The organism is Halorubrum alkaliphilum (assembly GCF_017873815.1).
GTDB lineage: Archaea > Halobacteriota > Halobacteria > Halobacteriales > Haloferacaceae > Halorubrum > Halorubrum alkaliphilum.
In genome coordinates, this window is record NZ_JAGGKQ010000002.1 from 120,852 (window position 1) to 140,622 (window position 19,771).

23 protein-coding genes and 2 tRNA genes are annotated in these 19,771 nt (G+C 66.2%); 23 read left to right on the forward strand and 2 right to left on the reverse strand.

Annotated features, from left to right (window positions below):
• Positions 1-108 precede the first annotated feature (108 nt).
• The 5 genes from J2751_RS01805 (at position 109) to J2751_RS01825 (ending at position 5,041) form a co-directional block, all read left to right on the forward strand.
• Positions 109-1,548 carry a sensor histidine kinase gene (locus J2751_RS01805; RefSeq protein ID WP_209482759.1) on the forward strand — a complete coding sequence of 480 codons (1,440 nt, stop codon included), beginning with the start codon at positions 109-111 and terminating at the stop codon, positions 1,546-1,548.
• 69 nt (positions 1,549-1,617) lie between these two features.
• Positions 1,618-2,619, forward strand: coding sequence for an ornithine cyclodeaminase family protein (locus J2751_RS01810; RefSeq protein ID WP_209482760.1), 1,002 nt, complete (start codon positions 1,618-1,620; stop codon positions 2,617-2,619).
• 73 nt (positions 2,620-2,692) lie between these two features.
• Positions 2,693-3,190: a dihydrofolate reductase gene (locus tag J2751_RS01815; RefSeq protein ID WP_209482761.1), complete on the forward strand. Its 498-nt coding sequence runs from the start codon at positions 2,693-2,695 to the stop codon at positions 3,188-3,190.
• A gap of 168 nt (positions 3,191-3,358) precedes the next feature.
• On the forward strand, positions 3,359-4,402 hold the full coding sequence (gene asd / locus J2751_RS01820) for an aspartate-semialdehyde dehydrogenase (RefSeq protein ID WP_209482762.1): 1,044 nt from the start codon (positions 3,359-3,361) through the stop codon (positions 4,400-4,402).
• 9 nt (positions 4,403-4,411) lie between these two features.
• The gene (locus J2751_RS01825; RefSeq protein ID WP_209482763.1) at positions 4,412-5,041 is read left to right on the forward strand and encodes a class I SAM-dependent methyltransferase; all 630 of its coding nucleotides are present in this window, start codon (positions 4,412-4,414) and stop codon (positions 5,039-5,041) included.
• Between the two features lie 23 nt (positions 5,042-5,064).
• On the opposite strand, the gene J2751_RS01830 is transcribed toward J2751_RS01825, so the two are convergent.
• Positions 5,065-7,053 (reverse strand): 3-hydroxyacyl-CoA dehydrogenase/enoyl-CoA hydratase family protein, encoded by a 1,989-nt coding sequence (locus J2751_RS01830; protein WP_209482764.1) that lies wholly within the window; start codon positions 7,051-7,053, stop codon positions 5,065-5,067.
• A gap of 125 nt (positions 7,054-7,178) precedes the next feature.
• Between J2751_RS01830 and J2751_RS01835 the strand changes: the two genes are divergently transcribed.
• A complete protein-coding gene (locus J2751_RS01835) occupies positions 7,179-7,775 on the forward strand; it encodes a DNA-3-methyladenine glycosylase family protein (protein ID WP_209482765.1) in 597 nt (198 codons plus the stop codon).
• 13 nt (positions 7,776-7,788) lie between these two features.
• Here the strand turns inward: J2751_RS01835 and J2751_RS01840 are convergent, their stop codons facing one another.
• Positions 7,789-9,144: a putative ATP-dependent zinc protease gene (locus tag J2751_RS01840; protein ID WP_449405236.1), complete on the reverse strand. Its 1,356-nt coding sequence runs from the start codon at positions 9,142-9,144 to the stop codon at positions 7,789-7,791.
• A 987-nt stretch (positions 9,145-10,131) separates the two neighbouring features.
• Here J2751_RS01840 and J2751_RS01845 point away from each other — a divergent pair.
• The 17 genes from J2751_RS01845 (at position 10,132) to J2751_RS01925 (ending at position 19,679) form a co-directional block, all read left to right on the forward strand.
• Positions 10,132-10,217: transfer RNA gene (locus tag J2751_RS01845), tRNA-Ser, on the forward strand.
• Between the two features lie 57 nt (positions 10,218-10,274).
• Positions 10,275-10,799, forward strand: a complete 525-nt coding sequence (locus J2751_RS01850) for a 30S ribosomal protein S13 (protein WP_209482767.1) — start codon at positions 10,275-10,277, stop codon at positions 10,797-10,799.
• On the forward strand, positions 10,796-11,323 hold the full coding sequence (locus tag J2751_RS01855) for a 30S ribosomal protein S4 (protein WP_209482768.1): 528 nt from the start codon (positions 10,796-10,798) through the stop codon (positions 11,321-11,323). Before J2751_RS01850 ends, J2751_RS01855 begins: the two co-directional genes overlap by 4 nt.
• Before the next feature lie 4 nt (positions 11,324-11,327).
• Positions 11,328-11,717, forward strand: coding sequence for a 30S ribosomal protein S11 (locus J2751_RS01860; protein WP_209482769.1), 390 nt, complete (start codon positions 11,328-11,330; stop codon positions 11,715-11,717).
• 1 nt (position 11,718) lies between these two features.
• A complete protein-coding gene (locus J2751_RS01865; protein ID WP_209482770.1) occupies positions 11,719-12,471 on the forward strand; it encodes a DNA-directed RNA polymerase subunit D in 753 nt (250 codons plus the stop codon).
• Between the two features lie 118 nt (positions 12,472-12,589).
• Positions 12,590-12,674, forward strand: a tRNA-Leu gene (locus J2751_RS01870).
• Between the two features lie 39 nt (positions 12,675-12,713).
• The gene (locus J2751_RS01875; protein WP_209482771.1) at positions 12,714-13,067 is read left to right on the forward strand and encodes a 50S ribosomal protein L18e; all 354 of its coding nucleotides are present in this window, start codon (positions 12,714-12,716) and stop codon (positions 13,065-13,067) included.
• On the forward strand, positions 13,064-13,513 hold the full coding sequence (locus J2751_RS01880; protein WP_209482772.1) for a 50S ribosomal protein L13: 450 nt from the start codon (positions 13,064-13,066) through the stop codon (positions 13,511-13,513). The genes J2751_RS01875 and J2751_RS01880 overlap by 4 nt, the downstream gene beginning before the upstream one ends.
• The gene (locus J2751_RS01885; protein ID WP_209482773.1) at positions 13,507-13,905 is read left to right on the forward strand and encodes a 30S ribosomal protein S9; all 399 of its coding nucleotides are present in this window, start codon (positions 13,507-13,509) and stop codon (positions 13,903-13,905) included. Before J2751_RS01880 ends, J2751_RS01885 begins: the two co-directional genes overlap by 7 nt.
• 12 nt (positions 13,906-13,917) lie before the next feature.
• Entirely contained in the window at positions 13,918-14,112 is a 195-nt protein-coding gene (locus J2751_RS01890; protein ID WP_209482774.1) for a DNA-directed RNA polymerase subunit N, read from the forward strand.
• A 2-nt stretch (positions 14,113-14,114) separates the two neighbouring features.
• Positions 14,115-14,294 carry a DNA-directed RNA polymerase subunit K gene (locus J2751_RS01895; RefSeq protein ID WP_209482775.1) on the forward strand — a complete coding sequence of 60 codons (180 nt, stop codon included), beginning with the start codon at positions 14,115-14,117 and terminating at the stop codon, positions 14,292-14,294.
• Positions 14,294-15,496: a phosphopyruvate hydratase gene (gene eno / locus J2751_RS01900; RefSeq protein ID WP_209482776.1), complete on the forward strand. Its 1,203-nt coding sequence runs from the start codon at positions 14,294-14,296 to the stop codon at positions 15,494-15,496. Before J2751_RS01895 ends, eno begins: the two co-directional genes overlap by 1 nt.
• A 16-nt stretch (positions 15,497-15,512) precedes the next feature.
• On the forward strand, positions 15,513-16,313 hold the full coding sequence (gene rpsB / locus J2751_RS01905) for a 30S ribosomal protein S2 (protein ID WP_209482777.1): 801 nt from the start codon (positions 15,513-15,515) through the stop codon (positions 16,311-16,313).
• 99 nt (positions 16,314-16,412) lie between these two features.
• On the forward strand, positions 16,413-17,429 hold the full coding sequence (gene mvk / locus J2751_RS01910) for a mevalonate kinase (protein WP_209482778.1): 1,017 nt from the start codon (positions 16,413-16,415) through the stop codon (positions 17,427-17,429).
• Positions 17,426-18,205: an isopentenyl phosphate kinase gene (locus J2751_RS01915; RefSeq protein ID WP_209482779.1), complete on the forward strand. Its 780-nt coding sequence runs from the start codon at positions 17,426-17,428 to the stop codon at positions 18,203-18,205. The genes mvk and J2751_RS01915 overlap by 4 nt, the downstream gene beginning before the upstream one ends.
• Positions 18,206-18,300: 95 nt before the next feature.
• Positions 18,301-19,338, forward strand: a complete 1,038-nt coding sequence (locus J2751_RS01920; protein WP_209482780.1) for an Mrp/NBP35 family ATP-binding protein — start codon at positions 18,301-18,303, stop codon at positions 19,336-19,338.
• Entirely contained in the window at positions 19,335-19,679 is a 345-nt protein-coding gene (locus tag J2751_RS01925) for a hypothetical protein (protein WP_209482781.1), read from the forward strand. The genes J2751_RS01920 and J2751_RS01925 overlap by 4 nt, the downstream gene beginning before the upstream one ends.
• Positions 19,680-19,771: the final 92 nt, after the last annotated feature.

Genomic DNA, 19,771 nt, shown 5'->3' on the forward strand with positions numbered 1-19,771 from the left:
TCACCCGACCGCCGACGGCCGTTCGCATCCGACCGACGCGCCGAGAGAATTATTCCCTGCGATAATCGGAAGCAAACCGTCTTGTTTCCGTGCTCTTTTTTCCTCGTAATGACCGGCAAAGGGGCCGTTTCCGTTCTCTACATCAACGACGATCCCGAGCTTCTGGAGTTGGTTTCGAGCCGACTCGAACGCGAGGACGAACGGATCAACGTTCGGGCCGTGGAGTCGGTAGAACGGGCGAAGGCCGTTCGTTCGCGTCACGGCGCAGACTGTATCCTGAGCGATCAACATATGCCGGGGCAGACCGGGCTTCAGTATCTCCGTTCGATCCGTGAGGACGGGGACGAGATTCCCTTCATCCTCTTCACGAAGACGGGCGACGAGAGAGTCGCGAGCGAGAGCATCAGCGCGGGCATCACCGACTACGTGATCCAGCGAGCCATCGGCGACCCGTCCGCGCTTCTGGCTCGGAAGATCCTCTCGGCCGTCGAACACGACCGCGCCCGTCGCCGGGCGGAGCAAACGGACCGGAAACTCCGGTCAGTTGCCGAAGCGACCGATGACGCGCTGTTCATCTTCTCGCCGGACTGGCAGGAGCTCCACTTCATCAACTCCGCGTACGAGACCGTCTTCGGTCAGTCGACCGAGGAGATCCGCCCCGACCCGCAGGCGTTTCTCGAGCAGGTACGCTCCGAGGACGTCGATCACGTCACAGAGGCGATGGGTCGAGTCTCGGACGGTGAGGCCGTCCGGATCGAGTATCGCGTGGAACGCTCCGCGGAGATCGAAGCGTGGGTCGAATCGCGGTGTATTCCGGTCACGGACGACTCGGAGGAGATAGAGTTCATCAGTGGGTTCAGCCGGGACATCACCGATCGGAAGTACTACGAACAGAGCCTCGTCGAGAAGAACGAGCGGCTGGAACGATTCGCCTCGACCGTCGCACATGACCTCCGAAACCCACTGAACGTCGCCGACGGGAACCTCGATCTCGCGAGGACTGAGCACGACAGTCCGTACCTCGAAACCTGTGCGGGGGCTCTGGCCCGGATGGACGACCTCATCGACGATCTGTTGTCGCTCGCGAAGGAGGGCTCGACGATCGACGAGCTGACGCCCATCGCGTTCGAGTCGCTGGTTCGATCGAGTCGAGAGAACGTGCGGTCGTCGGAGGCTAGCATCGATGTCGAGGAGTCGGAGGTGGTCCGATGTGACCCCGGCCGAACGATCGAGGCGCTCGAGAACCTGTTCCGTAACGCCGTCGAGCACGGCGGTGGAGACGTCACGATAACTGCGGGCGTCCTCGATGACGGGGACGAGGACGGGTTCTACGTCGAGGACGACGGGCGGGGTATCCCGCCGTCCGAGCGGGAGGCCGTCTTCGAGCGGGGACACACCACGTCGGATCACGGGACCGGATTTGGGCTCGCGATCGTCGACCAGATCGTCGCCGCACACGGGTGGGAGATCGAGGTAGCGGAAGGGTCGGACGTGGGCGCGCGGTTCGAGGTCACCGGCGTCGAGTTCGCGGACGACGGCTGGGCGTAGCGGTTCAGTTCGCGCGCTGGAAGCGGAGCGCTTCAGCACTCATAAGTACCCGACGGCAAATTCTGCGACATGCAGACGCTGCTTCTCAACAGCCAGGATGTCGACGAGAACGCGCGGACCGGTCGCGTGATCGACGCGGTCGAGGGCGCGTTCGTTGCCTACGAACGCGGCGATGCCCAAATGCCGCCGAAATCGTACATCGACCTGCCGGAGTACAACGGCGACTTCCGCTCGATGCCCGCGTACCTGGACGCGGGCGACTGGGACGCCGCGGGGATCAAGTGGGTGAACGTCCACACCGACAATCCCGCAGACCACGACCTGCCGACGGTGATGGGGACGATGATCTACTCGGACCCAGAGACCGCGTTCCCGCTCGCGATCATGGACGGGACCGAGTTGACGATGAAGCGAACGGGGGCCGCCGCCGCCGTCGCCACGGATTACCTTGCGGTTCCGGACGCTGACTCGCTGGGCATCGTCGGTGCCGGCGTTCAGTCGTACACCCAGTTGGAGGCGATCACCGAAGTGCGCGACATCGAGGAGGTCGTCGTCAGCGACCTCGACGAGGAGCGCGTCGCCGACTTCATCGACGCCTTCGAAGACGAGTTCGACGTTCGCGCGGGGTCGGTCGCCGAGGCCGGCCACTGTGACGTGCTCTCGACGGTGACGCCTGTTCGGGATCCGATCGTCGGTCCCGAGGACGTGGGCGAGCACACCCATATCAACGCAATGGGCGCGGACGCGGCGGGTAAACACGAACTCGCGGACGATCTGCTCACGAACGCGACGATCGTCATCGACGACCACGAGCAGTGTACTCACTCCGGGGAGATCAACGTGCCCTACGCTGCGGGAACGCTCACCGACGAGGACATTTACGGCGAGATCGGCGAGATCGTCGTCGGGAACAAGCCCGGGCGGGCAGGTGAGGACGGATTCGAGGGCGTCAGCGTCTTCGATTCGACCGGTCTCGCGATCCAAGACGTTGCGGCCGCTCGTGTTGTCTACGAGTACGCCGACGACAACGACAACGGATACCCGTTCGATCTGCTCGGACTCGCCGAGTAGTCGAGGTATCCGTCCGGTTTCGCCGAACGGCTCTCTTCCACCCCCTTTTGTATTCAGCGTTCAAATGCGATATATGCGACTCGTCAGCGTCGCCGCCGTGGCTGAGAACGGCGTGATCGGGAACGACGGCGAAGTGCCGTGGCCGGACCTCCCCGAGGACGTCGAACAGTACCGCGAGCGCGTCGCCGGCTCGCCGGTTATCCTCGGCCGACGGACGTTCGAGGCGATGCGCGGGGATCTCCCCGGAACGGCACAGATCGTCGTGAGCCGGAGCATCGAGAGGGTTCCGGAGTCGACCGCGGTCGTCGCCGGCGGCGTCGACGAGGCGCTCGAACTCGCCCGCGAGCGGCTAGGAGACGGCGCGGACGACGCCGTCTACGTCCTCGGCGGCGGCGCGATCTACGACCTGTTCCACCCTCACGTCGACGGGATGGCACTGAGTCACGTCGACGGGGCGTACGAGGGTGACACCCGGTTCCCCGCGTTTGATGAGGCAGACTGGACGGTCATCGAGGAGACGGAGTACGAGGCGTTTACCCTCCGAGAGTGGCGGCGAGTCGCTAGCCACTGACGAACGATATCCGTCCTCGATCGTGTGTAGATACCATACGCCGGAGTATCGTTTAACTGCGATAACCGCGTTAGCCGACCGTGTCGATCCCGCTCACGCCGTCGTTCCGGCCGGCGAAATCGGAAGCTATCCGAACCCACTTACGTGTCTGTGACCCACCAGCGTACAATGTCTGTACGAGTCGGTATCCTCGGTGCCACCGGTGCCGTGGGCCAACGGTTCATCCAACTGCTCGATAACCACCCGACGTTCGAACTCGCCGCGGTCACCGCGAGCGCCGACAGCGTCGGGAAGACGTACCGCGAGGCCGCGAAATGGCGCGTGAACACACCGATCCCGGACGATGTCGCGGATATGGAAGTCGCCGAAACGTCGCCCGCAGGGATCGCCGACGCCGACGTCGATCTGCTCTTCTCGTCGCTCCCGTCCGGGGTCGCCGCGGAGGTCGAGCCCGCGTTCCTGGAGGAGGGATACGTCGTCTCCTCGAACTCCTCGAACGACCGGATGGCGATGGACGTGCCCCTGACGATCCCCGAGATCAACCCCGGCCACCTCGACCTCATCGAGGTCCAGCGCGACGAGCGCGGCTGGGACGGGGCCCTCGTGAAGAACCCGAACTGCTCGACGATCACATTGGTGCCCACGCTCGCCGCCATCGACGAGTTCGGCCTCGAATCAGTCAACGTCACCACGCTTCAGGCGGTCTCGGGCGCGGGCTACTCCGGCGTCACCTCGATGGAGATCATCGACAACGCGATTCCGCACATCGGCGGCGAGGAGTCGAAGATGGAGACCGAGTCGCGGAAGCTGCTCGGCGAGTTCGACGGCGCGGAAGTCGCCCTCCACGACGCCGATGTCGCTGCCTCCTGTAACCGGATCCCCACGCTCGATGGCCACTTGGAGAACGTGTTCGCGGAGTTCGCCGACGACCCCTCGCCCGAGGAGCTCCGCGAGGCAATGTCCTCGTTCGAGAGTGCCGACCTACCGAGTTCGCCCGACCAGTTGATCAAGGTGTACGGCGACGACGAGCCCGACCGCCCGCAGCCGCGACTCGACCGCACGTACGCCGACGGCATGGGGATCGTCGCCGGCGGCGTCCAAGAGACGAACGCCGGCGCGAAGTACAACTGCCTCGCGCACAACACGATCCGCGGCGCGGCCGGCGCGTCACTGTTGAACGGCGAGCTGCTCGTCGAACAAGGCTACGTCTAACGGATCGGCATGGTGGAGAAGGACGCCGTCCGCCGCGGGTACGACGGGCTCGCGGAGGCGTACGCGGCGGATCGGAGCGAGGACGGACTCGGAACCGAGGTCCTCGCTCAGTTCCTCGGCGATCTCCCCGAGTCAGCACACGTCCTCGACGCCGGATGCGGACAGGGGACGCCCGTGCTCCGGGATCTGACGGCCTCGGCGACCGCGACGGGCGTCGACATTTCCCGCGCGCAGTTGGAGCTGGCCGCCGAGAGCGTCCCCGACGCGGCGCTCGCGCAGGGAGATATGGCTGCGCTCCCCTTTCGTGACGGCGTCTTCGACGCGGCGATCGCGTACCACTCCCTGATCCACGTCCCGAAGGGGCATCATCAAGACGTCGTCGACGAGTTCGCGCGGGTACTGACCGATGACGGTCGGCTGCTGGTCTCCGAGGGTCCGACGGAGTGGAGCGGGGCGAACCCGGACTGGCTCGACACCGGCGTCGAGATGCAGTGGCACATCGCGGGCGTGGCGGCGACGCGTGACCATCTCCGGAACGCGGGGTTCGTCGTCGAACGGGAGTGGAACACGCCCGAATCGGTCGACAAGGAGGACGAACGGTGGGTGTTCCTCTCGGCGCGGGTCGCGGACGACGACTGATCCGTGTCGGGGGGTCGAACGGCTTACTTCCCCTTAAAATCGGGCTCGCCGTCGCCCATGAACGCGGTCATTCCCTCCATGAGGTCCTCTGTGTTCATCAGGTGGCCGAACGCCTGTGCCTCGACCTCCAGACCGGCCTCGTCGTCCCCGCGGCCGGCGTGCATCGCGCGTTTGGTGTACCGCTGGGCGATCGGCGGTCCGGCGGCGAGGTCCTCGGCGAGCTCCCGGGCGCGCTCGTCGACCTCCTCGTCGGGAACCAGCTCGTTGATGAAGCCGTACTCCGCGAGCGTCTCCGCCTCGTAGCGGTCGGCGGTGAAGATGATCTCCTTCGCGCGCCCCTCGCCGACGATCCGGGAGAGCCGCTGTGTGCCGCCCCAGCCGGGGAGGAGCCCGAGGTCGTGCTCCGGCTGACCGAGCTCGGAGCGTTCGGAAGCGACCCGGAGGTCGGCCGCCGTCGCGAGCTCCATCCCGCCGCCGAGACAGTAGCCGTCGATGGCAGCGATAACGGGCTTGTCGGACTCCTCCAGCTTCCCGAACGTTTTCTGACCGTGCCGGGATATCTCGACCGCTTCCAGCGGGTTGCCGCCGCCGCCGGCCATACTCTGGACGTCGGCACCGGCGGAAAAGGCACGATCGCCCGCGCCCGAGAGCAGGATCGCCCGGACCTCGTCGTCCGCGTCGAGCCGGTCGATCGCGTCGGCGAACTCGTCGAGCAGCTCGCCGCTGATCGTGTTCATCCGGTGCGGGCGGTCGATCTCGACGTGACCGATCCGGTCCGCCACGGTGACGTTCAGCGTGTCGAAGGCGGCGAAGGGATCGTCCCCCTCCCCGCCGGCCCCGCTCGCCTCGCTGCGGAACCCACCGGCCTCGGCGGCCTCGCGCAGGTAGTCGGTCGCGTCGTAGCGTTCCTCGCCGGTCTCGTCGGCGAGCGCGTCGAGCGTCTCGACGAGCGTGTCGAGTCCCTCGCCGTCCGCGAGCTTGGCGGGGCCGTCCGGGAACCCCGCGCCGAGTTTCACCGCCCGGTCGATCGCGTCGGCGTCGGCGACGTCGTCGCCGATCAGTCCGGCGACCTCGTTGGCCATCACCGCGAGCAGCCGGCGGCGGACATCGCCGTCGACCGCGTCGGTCGGGATCTGTGCTCCGTCGCCGTCCTCGTAGTCGTAGAACCCGCTTCCGGTCTTTTTCCCGAGGTTCCCCTCCTCGACCTTCTCGGCGAGCAGCGGGCAGGGCCGGTACGCGTCGCCGAGCACCTCGTGCATGTACTCTAAGACGTGAAAGCCCACGTCGATGCCGACCTGGTCGGCGAGTTCGAACGACCCCATCGGGAGCCCCATGTCGAACTTCGTCGTGGAGTCGACCGCCTCGATCGTCGCGTCCCCGGACTCGACGATCCACGCCGCCTCGTTCATCAGGGGGACTAAGATTCGGTTGACGATGAACCCGGGACTGTCCTTCCGGACGCGGACCGGGGTCTTGTCCATCGACTCCGCGAGCCCCTCAATCAGTTCGAGCGTCTCCTCGCTCGTGTGTTCCCCGGAGATGACCTCGACCAGATCCATGCGAACCGGCGGGTTAAAGAAGTGCATCCCGCAGAAGCGCTCGGGACGGTCGGTGACCTCGGAGAGTTCGGTGATGGAGAGGCTGGAGGTGTTCGTGACGAAGACGGCCTCCTCGGGCGCGAACTCGACGACCTCCTCGTAGACGTCCGTCTTGATCGCCATCTTCTCGGGGACCACCTCGATCACAACGTCGGCGTCCGCGAGCGACTCCTCGAGGTCGACGAACGTCTCGACGCGGTCGAGCGCGGCGTCGGCCTCCGCCTCGCCGATCCGGTTCTTCTCGACGAGTTTGCCGAGCGACCACTCGATCCCGTCGTAGCCGTCCTGTACGAACTCCTCGTTGATGTCCCGTAGCGACACGTCGTAGCCGGCGAGCGCGGCCACCTCCGCGATGCCGTGGCCCATGTTCCCGGCACCGAGAACCGTTACGCACTGAACGTCTTCGAGTTGCATACCAAGGTGGTCGGAACCATCATGGTTGAACGTTTCCATCTTCCAAACGAGAAACTCGCGGTAAGTTTACTTTGATGGTCACGCTCGGGAAACGTACAGGTGTCTCGCGCCCGAATCCGGAGTCGATGGACGACCGAGTTACGGCGACGCTCCGTGAGGACCCGGTCATGGCCGGGTTGATCGATCGACACGGTCCGCTCGCGGTCGAACCATCCGAGAACCCGTTTCGACGGCTCTGTGTGTCGATCCTGAACCAGCAGCTGTCGACGGCGTCCGCCGCGGCGATCCGCGAGCGCGCCTTCGACGTCATCGACGACGAGGTGACGCCCGCGAGGGTGCTCGCGGTCGACACCGAACGACTCACGGAGGCGGGCGTCAGCCGGACGAAGGTCGAGTACCTCCGCTCGGCTGCGAGGGCGTTCGTGGACCGTGGAGACGGGTTTAGCCGCGAGGCGCTCGCCGACCACGACGACGACGCGGTGGTGGCGGAGCTGACCGATATCCGCGGTGTCGGTGAGTGGACGGCCCGGATGTACCTGATCTTTGCGCTCGGCCGCGAGGACGTGCTCCCGCTCGGCGATCTGGCGGTCAGAAAGGGGATAAAGGCGTTGTACGCCGACGATGCGGGGCTGAGCCGAGCGGAGATGCGCGAGATAGCCGACGCGTGGCGGCCGTACCGGAGCTACGGGACGCGGTACGTGTGGGCAGCCTACGAGTCGTAACCCTCTTCTGGACTTACTCCTCCAATATCTCGCCGGCCTCGCCGCGCTCGGCCTCCTCGACGTCCGCGCGCTTTCGTACGTCGACTTGGTAGTCGGTGAGGATATCGCGTCCGAGCAGCAGGGGGTACTCCATGTGACCGCGGTCCTCGACGCTCGCGGTGACCGTGTGTTGATTGCCGCCGATCCCGATGACCAAGTCGACGACCGGGCGAGCTTTCCCACCCTTCACGCTCCCCGATTTCACGCGGGTCATGCTCTTTATCGGACCCGCGCCGATCTCGGCGGCGAGTTGGGTGTCGATGCTCGTTCTGGTCGCACCCGTGTCGGACTTCGCGAGCGACTGCGTCGATCCGGAGGTTCCGGTGACGACGACCTCCTCGATGTAGCCGATGACGGGCTGCTCCTCGGGTCGCGTCTTCGGAACCGGCGCACACGAGGGTCGGGAGTCATCGAGCGTCGCCGCGATCCGCTCGACGTCCGCGTCGTCGACCTCGCCGTCGACCGATTCGATCGCCAGCTTGGCGATGTGTGGAGCGGGGCTCGTCCCGGTCGCCTCGTAGAGGCCCTTGAAGCCGGCCGTCGGGTTCACTTCGAGGACGTACCAGCCGTCGTACCCCTCGACGAGGTCGACGCCGGCGTAGTCCAGTCCCATCACGTCGGCCGCGTACAGCGCGGTCTCGGCGGCCTCCTCCGGCATGTCGTCGGTCGCGTCCTCGACTGCGCCGCCGAGCGCGACGTTGGTCCGCCAGTCGCCCTCGGGCGCGTAGCGGTACATCGAGCCGACGATCTCGTCGCCGACGATGTACACGCGAAGGTCGCGGTGTTTCTCGTCGTCGCGGTCGATGAGCTGCTGGAGGAACGCCTGCCGGTTCCCCACCTTCGGGTTCACCCGCTCGGTGAGGTCGACTTTCCACGTGCCACCGCCGTGCGTCCCGATGGCGGTCTTATAAACGCCGACGTCGCCGAACCGCTCGCGGTCCTCGTTGAGCCGGTCGTTCGAGAGCGCGAGCAGGGCATCCGGGACGCGGATGTTCCAGTCAGCGAGCGTCGCGGCGGTGGCGAACTTGTGGATCGACGCGAGCACCGCGTTCGGCTCGTTGAGCATCGGTCGGATGCGCTCGAACGTCGCCGCCAGCCCGAGCAGTTCCGCGGGCTGGTCGGTGTTCGACACCAGCAGGCGGTTGGCGATCACGTCGACGGCGGGCTCGATCTCGACGACGCCGTCCTCGACGCTTATCGCCGCGTTCTCCTCGCGGAGCCAGACCGGCTCGTGACCGAGGTCCTCGACCGCGTTACAGATGGCCTTCGTCTCCTTGCTGTTGTGTAGCGACAGTACTCCCACGCGAACGGCGTCCCCGGACATGCGCAAAACTGCGGGACCCGCGATGAAAACTCACCCGGTATCGTTTCCGTTTTCGTATATAAACTGTCGACGAGACGGGGACCACGATCCGTCGTGGGTCGTCGCCGATCGGTTTTGTGGTTATAAGTGGCCGGCTGCGTTGGAGTCCTCAACAGTCGCTGGTTCTCACTCTCGCTCGCTCGGTACGGGCCCGCAACTGAATGATAGCGGGAGTAGGTCTCTCAAATCGAGAGCGACGTGATCGTATTTAAATAGACTGTGAGCGACAGCGACGACTACTGATAGATGACCGATGCGGTCGGCGCGCCCCGGTGAGCGGCCCGAAGGGCCGCGAACCGACGGTGCGAGGGAGTCGGTGGTCCGTAGCGAAGCGGAGGACCACCGACGAGGCTGGGGAGGCGTGAGGTGCGGTTGTGGTTGCGGGGCGGGGTGGGACTCAAAGGGGCAGTCGCGAGGACGCCACAGGCGACGTAAGCACCGCAAGGAGCGAGTGAAACGAGCGACTGAGGAGCGCAGCGAGCGTGTGGCGTCCTCGCGACCGGGGCTTTGGAGGTGTTCACCGCCGATCCGCCAGCAACAATTTATAAGCGAGCGACTGGGGCTTTGGAGGTGTTCACCGCCGATCCGCCAGCAACAATTTATAAGCGAGCGACTGGGGCTTTGGAGGTGTTCACCGCGTCAGCAACGACGTATAAATAGCCGTCAGCAACACTATTAGATCATAAACAACCACTCAAACGTATTGCGAGACCTACTCCCGAGATCGCTCACCAGAGCCACCGGTACAGGGTGTGTGAACCGTTCTGTAACGTCCCCTCAACGCAGGCACCGACCGGTTCCGGATCCGGGATTTCACGGCCGCTCGCCCCGTGGTAACCGGACACAGTCACCCGGGGCTTTCGTGATGTTTAAGTACCGAAAGGTGGACCGTACGGATGCACGAACTGTAGGGGCGTCAGGTCCCGAGTCCGCAAGGGCGATGATACGACGCGAGTTGCGGTAGCCAAGCCTGGCCCAAGGCGCAGGGTTGCTAACTCTGTGGCGTCACTGCCTCCGGGGTTCGAATCCCCGCCGCAACGCTCGAACCGACCGAGTACCGCCGGATTCGCGCCGGTAGGACTCACTGCGATAAACACATGAGCACGGAAGAATCACAGGACGACTCGCCCGAAGAGGAGGCGGAAAACCTCCAGTACTTCGTTCGGATCGGGGACGCGGACCTCGACGGGACGAAGTCGGTCGAGCGAAGCCTATCTGAACTCAACGGAATCGGCACTCGCACGGCGCGACTGGTCGCCGAGGAAGCCGGTGTCGACCGAACCGACACGTTCGGTCTCCTCGACGAGGAGGAGATCGAGTCGGTGGTCGATATCACCGAGAACCTCGAGGACCACGTCCCGTCGTGGATGACCAATCGACAGAACGACTTCTTCAGCGGTGAGACGACCCATCTCGTCGGCACGGACGTCAACGAGAAGCGTCGTCACGACATCAACCGCATGAAGCAGATCGAATCGTACAAAGGAGTCCGTCACAAGCGCGGCCAGAAGGTTCGCGGACAGCGCACGAAGTCCACCGGACGTACCGAGGGGACCATCGGCGTCAACGTCGAGGAGATCCGCGAGGAGATGGCGGAAGACGAGGCGGGTGACGACGAATGAGCACCGGAAAGAACACCAAGGGCTACGAGACGCCGAATCACCCGTACCAGGGCGAACGGATCGCCGAGGAGTCCGATCTCCTCTCGCGGTACGGCCTGAAGAACAAGGAGGAACTCTGGCGCGCACAGTCCGAACTGCGCCGCATGCGCCGCGAGGCACGACGCCTTCTCGGCGAGGCACAGGGTGACGTCGAACTCGCACAGGACGCAGGCGCGGAGTTCGTTGCTCGACTCCGTCGGATCGGCATCCTCGGCGACAACGACGACATCTCGACGGTCCTGTCGCTCGACGTGACGGACCTGCTCGAACGTCGTCTCCAGACGGTCGCGTACCGTCAGGGGTTCGCCTCCTCGACGAAGCAGGCCCGCCAGTTCATCGTTCACGGACACATCACCGTCGACGGCGCACGCGTCACGCGCCCCTCGGTGAAAGTCGACGTGAGCGACGAGGGCGTCATCGCCTTCGACGAGAACAGCCCGCTCGCGGACGATCTCCACCCCGAGCGCGCGGAGTCACAGGAGTAAATACATGAGTGAATCCGAGGACCCGAAGTGGGGCATCGCCCACGTGTACGCATCGTTTAACAACACGCTCATCACCGTCACCGACGAGACGGGTGCCGAGACGATAGCGAAGTCGTCCGGCGGGACCGTGGTGAAACAGAACCGAGACGAGGCGTCGCCGTACGCCGCCATGCAGATGGCCGAGGTCGTCGCCGAGCGGGTCAAGGAGGCCGGCTTGGAGGGCGTCCACGTTCGCGTGCGTGGTCCCGGCGGCAACCTCAACAAGTCGACTGGTCCGGGCGCGCAGGCGACGATCCGCGCGCTGTCGCGAGCCGGCGTCGAGATCGGTCGCATCGAGGACGTCACGCCCATCCCGCACGACGGGACGAAGGCACCCAAGAACAAGCGAGTCTGACATGACGGAAGCAGATTTCGACGTCCAGTACGTCGAACGGGACGAACGTAGCGCGCGGGTGCTGATCCACGGGCTCACGCCGGCGTTCGCGAACGGCATCCGCCGCGCGATGATCGCCGACGTCCCGACGTTCTCGATCGACACGGTCAGGTTCGTCGAGAACTCCTCCGTCATGTTTGACGAGATGATCGGGCTGCGATTAGGGCTCATTCCCCTGACGACGCCGCTCGACGACTTCGAAGTCGGCGACGAGGTCACCCTCGCGCTCGACGTCGAGGGGCCGGCGACGGCGTACTCGGGCGACATCGAGTGTGCCGACCCGCTCGTCGAGGTCGCCGACGAGAACGTTCCGATCATCGAGCTGAAGGAGGGTCAGCGGCTGGAGTTCGAGGCCGACGCGGTTCTCGACACCGGCAAGGAACACGCCAAACATCAGGGTGGCGTCTCCGTAGGCTATCGCCACCTTCAGCGCGTCACGGTCGAGGGCGACCGTGGCGAGTTCGACGACGACGAGCCCCGGATCCTCCGTGGCGTCATCGAGACGCCCGACGGCGAGGTCGTCGTCACCGACGAGTTCGACAACGACCTCTCGAAGAAGTTCCCCGGGAAGGACGTGCGTGTCGAGGATGTCCCCGGCGCGTTCGTCTTCCACATCGAGACGGACGGCTCGGTTTCCGTCGAGGAACTGCTGCTTCGCGCGATTGACTCCATCGAGGAGCGCGCGGACGAACTACGAACGAAAGTCGCGGTATAAGGAATGTCGGCTCCACGAACCACCCGAACGGCGCTCGCCCCTGTTGAAAGCGACGCCGATGTCCCGGACGGCGGGACCGAAAGTGGTTTGAAGGGAGCCGGAGTACCTAGGAGTGCACGCAGGGATAGCCAAGTCAGGCCAACGGCGCAGCGTTCAGGGCGCTGTCCTGTAGAGGTCCGCAGGTTCAAATCCTGCTCCCTGCACTCCGTTTTTCATCAACCCACCACAGAGGAGGGACAGCTATGAGTAGCAAGACGAATCCGAAACTACAGAACCTCATCGCCGATCTGAAGTCGGTCTCGCGTGACTCCGGAGCCAGCGTGTGGCAGGATGTCGCCGACCGACTGGAGCGACCGCGGCGTACCCACGCCGAGGTCAATCTGGGTCGCATCGAACGGTACGCACAAGAAGACGAGACGGTCGTCGTTCCCGGCAAGGTGCTTGGCAGCGGCGTCCTGAACAAGGAGATCACCGTCGCCGCCGTCGACTTCTCGGGGACTGCCCGAACGAAGATCGATCAGGCTGGCGAAGCGGTGTCGCTCGAACAGTTTGTCGAGCAGAATCCTGACGGCAGCAACGTCCGGGTGATCCGATGAGTCTCGCGAAGATCGACGCGGACATCGTCGTCGACGCGCGGGACTGTATTCTCGGTCGCGTCTCCTCGAAGGTCGCACAGCGCGTCCTCGACGGCGAGACGGTCGCCGTCGTCAACGCGGAACACGCGGTCATTACGGGTAACGAGGAGGCGACGATGGAGACCTACCGGACGCGCGCGAACCTCGGGTCCGACAGCGGGCCGTACTACCCGAAACGCCCGGACCGCATCTTCAAACGAGCCATCCGCGGTATGCTTCCGTACAAGACGGAGGACGGCCGCGAGGCGTTCTCGAACGTTCGCGTGTACGTGGGCAACCCCTACGAGCGCGACGAGGACGTCGAGAGCGTCGTGCTCGACGGGACGTCGCTGGATCGGCTGTCGAACATCAAGTTCACCACGCTCGGGTCGATCTCCGAGTCCTTGGGAGCCAACGTCACATGGTAACAAACACCTCAGGCAAGAAGAAGACGGCCGTCGCCCGCGCCACGGTGCGCGAGGGCGAGGGTCGCGTTCGTATCAACTCCCAGCCAGTCGAGCTGGTCGAACCGGAACAGGCGCGGCTCAAGATGCTGGAGCCGTTCCGCATCGCCGGCGAGGAGCTTCGCGACGGCGTCGACATCGATATCGACGTGACCGGTGGCGGCTTCAGCGGGCAGGCGGACGCGACGCGGACCGCCATCGCTCGCGGACTCGTCCAGCACCTCGGTGACGCTGAGCTGCGCGACGCGTACATGAGCTTCGATCGCACGCTGCTGGTCAACGACGTGCGCCAGTCCGAACCCAAAAAATGGGGCGGACCCGGCGCGCGCGCTCGTTACCAGAAGTCCTACCGCTGAGGTGATCCAGTCATGATGATCCCCGTCCGGTGTTTCACGTGCGGCAACGTCGTGGGTGAACACTGGGAGGAATTCAAGGAACGCGCTCGCGACGGCGACGAGGATCCCGGCGAGGTCCTCGACGAGCTCGGCGTCGACCGGCACTGCTGTCGCCGGATGATGGTGAGCCATCGAGACCTCGTCGACGTCGTCTCACCGTACCAGTAACCATGTCAGGACAGAGATACAATCGATACGAGAAAGCACGGATACTCGGCGCGCGAGCGCTACAGGTGTCGTACGGAGCTCCCGTGCTGATCGACACGAACCAGACGGAGCCCATCCTCGTCGCCGCGGAGGAGTACGATGCGGGTGCGCTCCCCTTCACCGTCCGGAGGGAATCCAACTAATGACACGAATTACCAGCGTTTCGTTGCGGCGCGTGCTCGACTCGCGCGGTAACCCGACCGTTGAGGCGGACGTCCTCACGGAGTCCGGCGGCTTCGGCCGCGGTGCCGCACCGAGCGGCGCGTCGACCGGCGAGTTCGAGGCGATCGAGCTCCCCGCGAGCGAGTCCATCGCGAAGGCACGGGAGCACGCGGTCCCTCGTCTGGAGGGACTGTACGCGGGCGACCAGCGGGCGGTCGACAACGCCCTGCGAGCGGCCGACGGCACGGATGACTTCTCCGCGATCGGCGCGAACAGTGCAGTCGCGATCTCGATGGCGGCCGCGAAGGCCGCCGCCGACGTACTTGGTGCGCCCCTGTACCAGCACCTTGGCGGCGCGTTCAGAGGCGACAACTTCCCGGTCCCGCTCGGCAACGTCGTCGGCGGCGGGGAGCACGCCAAGGAGGCGACGGACATCCAGGAGTTCCTCGCGGCACCGGTCGGCGCGCCGAGCGTCTCGGAGGCCGTCTTCGCGAACGCCGCGGTCCACGCGGCGGTCGCAGACGTGCTCGACGAGCGCGGCATCCCTGCGGCGAAGGGCGACGAGGGCGCATGGGCACCGCCGATCTCGGACGCCGAAGCGTTCGAAGTCGTCGAGGAGGCGGTCGAGACCGTCGAGAGCGAGGTCGGCTTCGAGATCCGCTTCGGGCTCGACATGGCTGCGGCCGAGCTGTACGACGAAGCGGAGGACGCGTACGTCTACGGTGACGGGACGAAGACGACCGACGAACAGGTCGAGTACGTCGCCGAGCTCGTCGACGAGTACGATCTCGCGTACGTCGAGGACCCGCTCGACGAGAACGACTACGAGGCGTTCGCGGAGCTGACCGACCGGGTCGGCGACCGAACGCTGATCTGTGGCGACGACCTGTTCGTCACCAACGTCGAGCGGCTTCAAGAGGGGATCGACGTCGGCGCGGCCAACAGCATCCTGATCAAGCCGAACCAGATCGGGACGCTGTCGGACGCGTTCGACGCGGTCGAACTCGCGCACCGAAACGACATGGAGTGTGCCATCTCGCATCGATCCGGCGAGACCGAGGACACGACCATCGCACACCTCGCCGTCGCGACCGACGCCGCCTATATCAAGACGGGCACGGTCGGCGGCGAGCGAACGGCCAAACTGAACGAACTGGTCCGCATCGCGGACGACGCGGTATGACGGACTCCCACCACGCATGAGCGAAGACAACGACGCGGTCGAACTCGACGACGACGCGGAGACCGAGGCGGTCGACGCGGCGGTCGAGGAGGAGGCCGACACGACCGAGGAACCGACCGCCGACGCGGACGCCAGCACGGAGTCCGCCGACGCCGAGACGAACGATGCGGACGCCGAAGCGGACGCCGACGCGGAGGAGCCATCCCCCTTCGACGACGACGTGATGCCCGACGACGACGCCGACCTGTTGATCCCCGTCGAGGACTACCTGAGCGCGGGTGTCCACATCGGGACCCAGCAGAAGACGAAGGACATGGAGCGGTTCATCCACCGCGTTCGCGACGACGGGCTCTACGTCCTCGACGTGAGCACGACGGACGGGCGCATCCGCACGGCGGCGGACTTCCTCGCGAACTACGATCCCGAGCAGATCCTTGTCACGTCCTCGCGGCAGTACGGTCGGTTCCCGGCCGAGAAGTTCGCTGACGCGGTCGGCGCACGCGCTCGGACCGGGCGCTTCATCCCGGGCACGCTGACCAACCCCGACTACGCCGGCTACATCGAGCCGGACGTCGTCGTGGTGACGGACCCGATTGGCGACGCGCAGGCCGTCAAGGAGGCGATCACGGTCGGCATCCCCGTGATCGCGATGTGCGACTCCAACAACCAGCTGTCGAACGTCGATCTGGTCATTCCGACGAACAACAAGGGTCGACGCGCGCTGTCGGTCGTCTATTGGCTGCTCGCCAATGAGACGCTCGACCGCCGCGGTGCCGACACCGTCTTCGCCCTCGAAGACTTCGAGGACGAACTGTAGACGGTCGTCACCTTCGAGTTGGACTTTTGATAACGTCTCTCTTCGACCAGCGGCGGCGCAAGCGCAACGCCTGTAAGCCCCCGGAGAGTGGGAGCGAACATGACCGTTTGTAGCGCGCCCGGGAAGGTGTACCTCTTCGGCGAACACGCCGTCGTGTACGGCGAGCCGGCCGTTCCCGCGGCGATAGAGCGCCGTGCCCGCGTGACCGTCGACCCGCGGGACGACGACCACGTCCGCGTCACGGCCGAGGACCTCTCGCTCGACGGGTTCACCGTCGAGTACACCGGCGGAACCGGGGATCGACCGGACGTCGACGTGCCGACCCCGCTCGTCGACGCCGCGATAGGGTACGTCGACGCCGCGGTGCGGCAGGCCCGGGCGGCCGCGGAGGAGCCCGACGCCGGGTTCGACATCACCGTCGAAAGCGAGATCCCGCTCGGGGCGGGGCTCGGCTCGTCGGCGGCGGTCGTCGTCGCCGGGATCGACGCCGCGACGCGCGCGCTCGGCGAACCGCTGGACCGGCGAGAGCTCGCCGACCGTGCGTATCGGGCCGAGTTCGAAGTACAGGACGGAGAGGCGTCCCGCGCCGACACGTTCTGCTCGACGATGGGGGGTGCGGTGCGGGTCGAGGGCGACGACTGCGAGCCGATCGACGCGCCGAACCTCCCGTTCGTGATCGGGTTCGACGGGGGGGCGGGCGACACCGGGGAGCTCGTGGCCGGCGTCCGGGAACTCCGCGAGGAGTATCGGTTCGCGGCCGACACGGTTCGCTCGATCGGCGATATCGTCCGTGCGGGCGAGGAGCTGCTCGCGGACGCGGTCCCCGAGGCGGATCCCTCCCGGGAGCTACTCGTCGAACTCGGCGAGCTGATGGACTTCAATCACGGCCTGCTGGCGGCGCTCGGCGTCTCCGCGCGCTCGCTCGACACGATGGTGTGGGCGGCCCGCGACGCCGGCGCACACGGCGCGAAACTCACCGGTGCGGGCGGTGGTGGCTGTATCGTTGCGCTCGATCCACACGAGGAGACGTCGACCGCGCTCTCGTTCACACAGGGCTGTGAGGAGGCGTTCCGGGCAGAGCTGGCGACCGAGGGCGTTCGCGTGGAGGAGCCGTGAGCGACGACCCCGACGCGGTCGGCGACGCCGTCGTGCTCAAACTCGGCGGAAGCCTGATCACCGAGAAGGACCGCCCGGAGACGCTCGACGGTGAGTCGTTGGCGGCGGCCTGTGACGCGATCGCCGGCGCGCTCGACGAGGGCACGGTAGCGCGGCTGGTCGTCGTCCACGGCGGCGGCAGCTTCGGCCATCACCACGCCAGCGAACACGGCGTCTCGACGACGACCGGAACGCGTGACGCCGACGCAGTGATGGAGATCCACGGCGCGATGACGACGCTCAACCGGGTCGTCCTCTCGCGCCTTCAGGAGCGGGGCGTTCCGGCCGTCCCCGTCCATCCCCTCTCCGTGTCGGCACGACCCGAGGGAAGCGACGGCGACCTCGATCTGCCGATAGCCTCGACGGCGACGCTTCTCGGCGAGGGGTTCGTGCCGGTGCTCCACGGGGACGGCGTCGCGACCGCGGACGCGGGAGTGACCGTGGTCTCCGGGGACGAACTGATCGTCGAGCTGGCGACCCGGCTCGACGCCCGGCGAGTGGGCGTCTGCTCGACGGTTCCGGGCGTCCTCGACGCCGACGGGACGGTCATCCCCGCGATCGACTCCTTCGAGGCGGTCGCGGACGTGTTGGGCGGGAGCGAGTCGACCGACGTCTCCGGGGGGATGGCGGCGAAGGTCCGCGAGCTGCTCGCGCTCGACCCGCCCGCGTCAGTCTTCGGCGCGGACGGGCTGGTGTCGTTCCTTCGTGGTGAGGATCCCGGGACGCGGATCGACTGACCGGCGCTCGCTCTCGACGAGCATCCGACCGGTGGAACCGACGAGCGTCGCCTCGGTGGAGAACCCTTATTCGACGGAACGCCCTCCGTTCGGACATGGACGAAGCGGACGTACGGGAGCGGCTCCGGGAAGTTCACGATCCCGACCTCGGCGACGACATCGTGTCGCTGGGGCTGGTGAACGACATCGAGGTCGTCGACGGGACTACACGCGTCTCGCTCGCGCTCGGCGCACCGTTCGCGCCCCACGAATCGGAGATCGCCGACGACGTGCGTGCGGCGCTGGCGGACACGGGACTCGATGTCGACCTGTCGGCACGGATCCCCGACGACCTCTCGACCGACGAGCAGGTGTTGCCGGGCGTACAGAACGTGATCGCGGTCGCGTCGGGGAAGGGGGGCGTCGGCAAGTCGACGGTGGCGGTGAATCTCGCAGCCGGGCTCTCCGAACTCGGCGCGCGCGTCGGGCTGTTCGACGCCGACGTGTACGGCCCGAACGTGCCCCGGATGGTCGCCGCCGAGGAGCGACCGCAGACGGACGGCGAGACGATCGTGCCGCCCGAGCGCTACGGCGTGAAACTGATGAGCATGGACTTTCTCACCGGCGAGGACGACCCCGTGATCTGGCGCGGCCCGATGGTTCACAAGATCATCACCCAGTTGGTCGAGGACGTGGAGTGGGGCGAGCTCGACTACCTCGTGATGGACCTGCCGCCCGGCACGGGCGATACGCAGCTCACCATCCTCCAGACGCTGCCGCTGACCGGTGCCGTGATCGTCACGACGCCACAGGAGGTCGCGCTCGACGACGCGGTGAAGGGACTCCGGATGTTCGGCAAACACGACACGAACGTGCTCGGGATCGCCGAGAACATGGCCGGATTTCGGTGTCCCGACTGCGGCGGCTTCCACGAGATATTCGGCTCCGGCGGCGGGAAGGGGTTGGCGGCCGACCACGACCTCCCGTTCCTCGGCGGGATCCCGCTCGATCCAGCCGTTCGAACCGGCGGCGACGGCGGGGAGCCGATCGTGCTCGGCGACGGCGACACCGCGGACGCGTTCCGGGTGATCGTCGAGAACGTCGCGAACAACGCCGGCGTGGTGCGTCGGCGCGAGGTGAGCGACGGCCGATGACGTCGAACGGCGACGACCCCGCGGACGGGGCTGAGGGTTCGGCGGAAGCGCCGGCCGACGGCCCGGAGTCGGCCGACGCGATGGAGGCGGCCGGCGTCGACCCGGTCGTTCCCGAGGAGGCGGACGGGGAGGCGTTCCCGCCGAACGCGGAGCGGCGCGAGTCTCTCCGAGAGATCGCCGCAGACGTACGGGGAGAGAGCGACGAGAGCAAGCAGCTGTCGGCGATCCTCTACCGCGTCTCGGACCTGTACGACCCGGACGAGGAGACCTCGCCCGAGGAGATATATCTCAACGTCCGACATATCATGCGGATCAAAGCGCAGGGCGGGCTGCGCCAGTAGGCTGCCGACGACCCGCACCGCCCGAGACGGACCGGCGATCCGTACCGCCCGAGACGGATCGACCGCATCGGATTTATGCCGGGTCGGACGGA